This is a genomic window from Pseudomonas sp. BF-R-01, assembly GCF_019946615.1.
GTDB classification, from domain to species: Bacteria; Pseudomonadota; Gammaproteobacteria; order Pseudomonadales; family Pseudomonadaceae; genus Aquipseudomonas; species Aquipseudomonas migulae.
On record NZ_JAGYFX010000194.1, the window covers coordinates 1 to 4,493 of the forward strand.

Genomic DNA, 4,493 nt, shown 5'->3' on the forward strand with positions numbered 1-4,493 from the left:
CCTACAAGGTTAGTACCGTCTGTAGGAGTGGCGTCAGATTAACCGCGGTGACGACCGCGGAAGTAGTTGATCAGCCCTTGGGTGGAAGCATCGTCAGCCGGGGTTTCTTCGCTGCCGACCAGACGGTTGTAGACGCCTTTGCCCAGCTCTTTGCCCAGCTCCACGCCCCACTGGTCGAAGGCGTTGATGCCCCAGATCACGCTTTGCACGAAGACTTTGTGTTCGTACATCGCCACCAGTGCGCCGAGACGACGCGGGCTGATGCGTTCGACCACCAGGGTGTTGCTCGGACGGTTGCCCGGGATCACCTTGTGCGGCGCGAGCTTCTGCACGTCGGCTTCGGCCATGCCTTTGTCACGCAGCTCGGATTCGGCCTCTGCGCGGGTCTTGCCGAGCATCAGTGCCTGGCTTTGCGACAGGCAGTTGGCGTACAGCCACTGGTGGTGATCGGACACCGGGTTGAAGCTGACGATCGGCACAATGAAGTCGGCCGGAATCAGTTGGGTGCCTTGGTGCAGCAACTGGTGATATGCGTGCTGACCGTTGCAGCCCACGCCACCCCAGATCACCGGACCGGTATCAGTGGACACCGGCGTGCCGTCCTGGCGCACGCTCTTGCCGTTGGATTCCATGTCCAGCTGTTGCAAGTGTTTGGTGATGTTGCGCAGGTAGTGGTCGTACGGCAGGATCGCGTGGCTCTGCGCGCCCCAGAAGTTGCCGTACCAGACACCGAGCAACGCCAGCAGCACCGGCATGTTCTGTTCGAATGGCGCGCTCTGGAAATGCTGGTCCATGGTGTAGGCACCGGACAGCAGTTCCTTGAAGTTGGACATGCCGATGGCCAGGGCAATCGGCAAACCGATGGCCGACCACAGCGAATAACGGCCGCCAACCCAATCCCACATCGGGAAGATGTTTTCTTCGCGGATACCGAACGCCACGGCGGCGGCATTGTTGCTCGAGACCGCGATGAAGTGACGATACAGCTCGGCTTCCGAACCACCCTGAGCCAGGTACCAGGCGCGAGCGGCCTGGGCGTTTTTCAGGGTTTCGAGGGTGTTGAAGGACTTCGACGAAACGATAAACAGCGTGGTCTCGGCGCGCAGCTTCATGGTCAGTTCATGAAGCTCGGTGCCGTCGATGTTCGCCAGGTAATGGCAGCGCACGCCTTTCTGGGCGTAGGACAGTAGGGCTTCGGATACCAGCTCTGGGCCGAGGAACGAGCCGCCGATGCCGATGTTCACCACGTCGGTGATCGGCTTCTCGGTGTAACCGCGCCACAGACCGTCGTGGATACGGCCCACGAGGTCGGTGATCTTGTTCAAGACCTTGTGTACTTCGGGCATCACGTTGACGCCGTTGACCGACAGCTTCTCGCCCACTGGGCGGCGCAGCGCGGTGTGCAGGGCCGGGCGTCCTTCGGAAGAGTTGACGATTTCGCCTTCGAACAGCGCCTTGATCGCGCCCTTGAGGTCAACTTCATTGGCCAGGCCCACCAGCAGATTGCGGGTCTCGGCGTTGATCAGGTTCTTCGAGTAGTCGAGAAACAGGCCGCAGCTGCTGAGGGTGAATTGGGTAAAGCGCTGCGGATCGGCATTGAAGGCTTCGCGCATGCTGAAATCCTGCATGGCTTGGCGGTGGTCATTCAGCGCCTGCCAGGCGGGCAGAGCGGTCACGTCTTGAGGAGTGCGGTAGTACGCCATCGCTGCGGGTTTCCTTTTTACTTGAACGGCCTTTTGAACACTAAAAGTCCCGGAGCGCTGTGGGTGGGCGTCCGGTCAACTGCGTCGACACGATTTCATGGCACAGGGCGAATACAGTAAACCTCGCGCTGCGATCTGTCTTGACTTTGTCTGACCCGTTCCCGGTACTTTTTTGTACATGAAGCAGGGAACGGTCCGACAAACGGAAGAGAAGGTTCGGTCAGGCGACCTGAACCGGAATGGCATTGCTGGTGTGGCTCAGCTCGTTACCCGGTGCCATGTAGAGCATACGCGGCTTGAAGTTGAGCAGCTCGGCTTCGCTGTAGTGAGCGTAAGCACAGATGATCACACGGTCACCGACCTTGGCCTTGTGGGCGGCGGCGCCATTGACCGAGATCATGCGCGAGCCTTCTTCGCCACGAATGGCGTAGGTGGTGAAGCGTTCGCCGTTGTCGACGTTGTAGATCTGGATCTGTTCGTATTCACGGATGCCGGACAAGTCCAGCCATTCGCCGTCGATGGCGCAAGAACCTTCGTAATCGAGTACTGCGTGGGTGACTTCGGCGCGATGCAGCTTGGCCTTGAGCATGATGGCGTGCATGAGTGTTTTCCCAGGTCGGAATCGAACGGCGGGCAGTTTGCCCGAAGCGATTGTGGGCAGCAATACAGGGGCGAGGCAACGCAACTCCCTGTAGGAGCGAAGCTTGCTCGCGAAAGCGCCGTGTCAGTCGATGCAGATGTCGAATGACGCGATGCCTTCGCGAGCAAGCTTCGCTCCTACAGAGGAGTTGAGGTGTTCAGGCGGGTGCGTCGAGGTTCAGGTGCAGGTTGTCGATCAACCGCGTGGTGCCGAGGAACGCTGCCACCAGAATCACCAGGTCCCGATCTTCCGCCGTCGCCGGGCGCAAGGTCAGCGCATGGCGGATTTCCAGGTAGTCGGTACGCAAACCCGCAGCTTCAAGCTGTTTGGTCTGTGCGGCAATCAACGCCGGATAATCGCGCTCACCCTGTTTAATGGCATCAGCAATCGAGGTCAGCGTGCGATACACAACCGGCGCCACGGCCCGTTGTTCTTCACTGAGAAAGCCGTTGCGCGATGACAATGCCAGCCCATCGGCCGCACGGACCGTCGGCTCGCCGATGATCTGGATCGGCATGTTCAGGTCATGCACCAGCGCGCGAATCACGGCCAGTTGCTGGAAATCTTTCTGGCCAAAGATCGCCAGGTCCGGCTGAACCATGTTGAACAGTTTGCTGACCACCGTCGCCACGCCTTCGAAATGCCCCGGACGGCTGGCGCCGCACAGGCCTTCGGACAGTTGTGGAACGCTGACGCGGGTCTGGCCGGTCATGCCGTCGGGGTACATTTCTTCTACGGCGGGTGCGAACAACAAGTGGCAACCGGCTTCGAGCAGTTGTTCCTGGTCCGCTGCCAGGGTGCGCGGGTACTTGTCGAGGTCTTCGCCTGCGCCGAATTGCAGCGGGTTGACGAAAATACTCGCGACCACGAAGTCCGCCCGCTGGGAGGCCTTGGTAATCAGCGCGATATGACCGCTGTGCAGGTTGCCCATGGTCGGTACGAAGGCGATGCGCTTGCCTTCACTGCGGGCGCGGGCCACGGCGGCCCGCAATTCGCGTACGGTTTTTACGGTGTTCATGCAGAGAATCCGTGTTCGATACCAGGGAAAGTCGCCGCTTTGACTTCAGTGACATAAGCGCTCAGGGCCGCGTGAATGCTGGTTTGGCCATTCATGAAGTTCTTCACGAACTTTGGCACTCGGCCAGTGATCGACAGGCCAAGCATGTCGTGCAACACCAGGACCTGGCCGTCGGTACCGCTGCCGGCACCGATGCCGATCACCGGAATCCCCACTGCCTGGGTGATTTCCTGAGCCAGTTCGCTCGGCACGCATTCGAGCAGCAGCATGGCGGCACCGGCCTGTTCCAGGGCGATGGCGTCGGCGCGCATCTGCCGTGCCTGGTTCTCGCTACGGCCCTGGACTTTGTAACCGCCCAGAATGTTCACCGATTGCGGCGTCAGGCCCATGTGCGCGCACACCGGGATGCCGCGCTCGGCCAGCAGACGGATCGAGTCCGCTAGCCACAGCGCACCTTCGACCTTGACCATGTGTGCACCGGCCTGCATCAACTGGGCGCTGTTGGTCATGGTTTGTTCGATAGTGGCGTAGGCCATGAAGGGCAGGTCGGCGAGGATAAACGCGTCGGTGTTACCGCGTTTGACGGCGGCGACGTGGTAAGCCATCTCTGCGGTGGTCACCGGCAGGGTGCTGTCGTGACCTTGCAGAACCATGCCGAGGGAGTCGCCCACCAGCAGCACTTCGACGCCGGCTTCATTGCAGGCGTGGGCGAAGGTCGCGTCATAGCAGGTCAGCATGGTGATTTTTTCACCTTTTTGCTTGAGACCTTGCAGAGTGGTCAGGGTGATGGCTGGCATGAAAAGTTCCTCATTCAGGCGCTGTGGAAACTACTGCGAGTAACGCGCGTGATTCTTCGTTAAATACAGGCGCACGGTCTGTTGTCGTGCTTTTAAGGCCTGGATTGCGCCCTTTAACGCCGTGTTGGCGGCAGCGGGACGCCTATAGTCGTGAGGAGAACTCGGGAAGTCAATTGCGTGTGTTACCGCATTGTTACGCGTGGGGTGTTACCGAAGTAACTGATGCGATTCAGCAGCCGCAATCTAGCGGGGCATTAGATTTTGTAGGAGCGAAGCTTGCTCGCGAAAGCGGTGTGACATTCAATATTTATGTCGACTGTCACACCGCTTTCGCG

General features: G+C 59.7%; 4 protein-coding genes. All 4 read right to left on the reverse strand.

The genetic code is table 11. From position 1 onward, the window contains the following. Positions 1-38: 38 nt before the first annotated feature. The 4 genes from pgi to panB all read right to left on the reverse strand — a co-directional run bounded on the left by pgi (position 39) and on the right by panB (position 4,158). A complete protein-coding gene (gene pgi, locus KGB27_RS30960; RefSeq protein WP_008033191.1) occupies positions 39-1,703 on the reverse strand; it encodes a glucose-6-phosphate isomerase in 1,665 nt (554 codons plus the stop codon). 220 nt (positions 1,704-1,923) lie between these two features. Further along, positions 1,924-2,304, reverse strand: a complete 381-nt coding sequence (gene panD, locus KGB27_RS30965; protein WP_003228271.1) for an aspartate 1-decarboxylase — start codon at positions 2,302-2,304, stop codon at positions 1,924-1,926. Positions 2,305-2,500: 196 nt separating this feature from the next. Next, positions 2,501-3,361 (reverse strand): pantoate--beta-alanine ligase, encoded by an 861-nt coding sequence (panC, locus tag KGB27_RS30970; protein WP_223437590.1) that lies wholly within the window; start codon positions 3,359-3,361, stop codon positions 2,501-2,503. After that, a complete protein-coding gene (gene panB, locus KGB27_RS30975; protein ID WP_008033189.1) occupies positions 3,358-4,158 on the reverse strand; it encodes a 3-methyl-2-oxobutanoate hydroxymethyltransferase in 801 nt (266 codons plus the stop codon). Before panB ends, panC begins: the two co-directional genes overlap by 4 nt. Positions 4,159-4,493 lie beyond the last annotated feature (335 nt).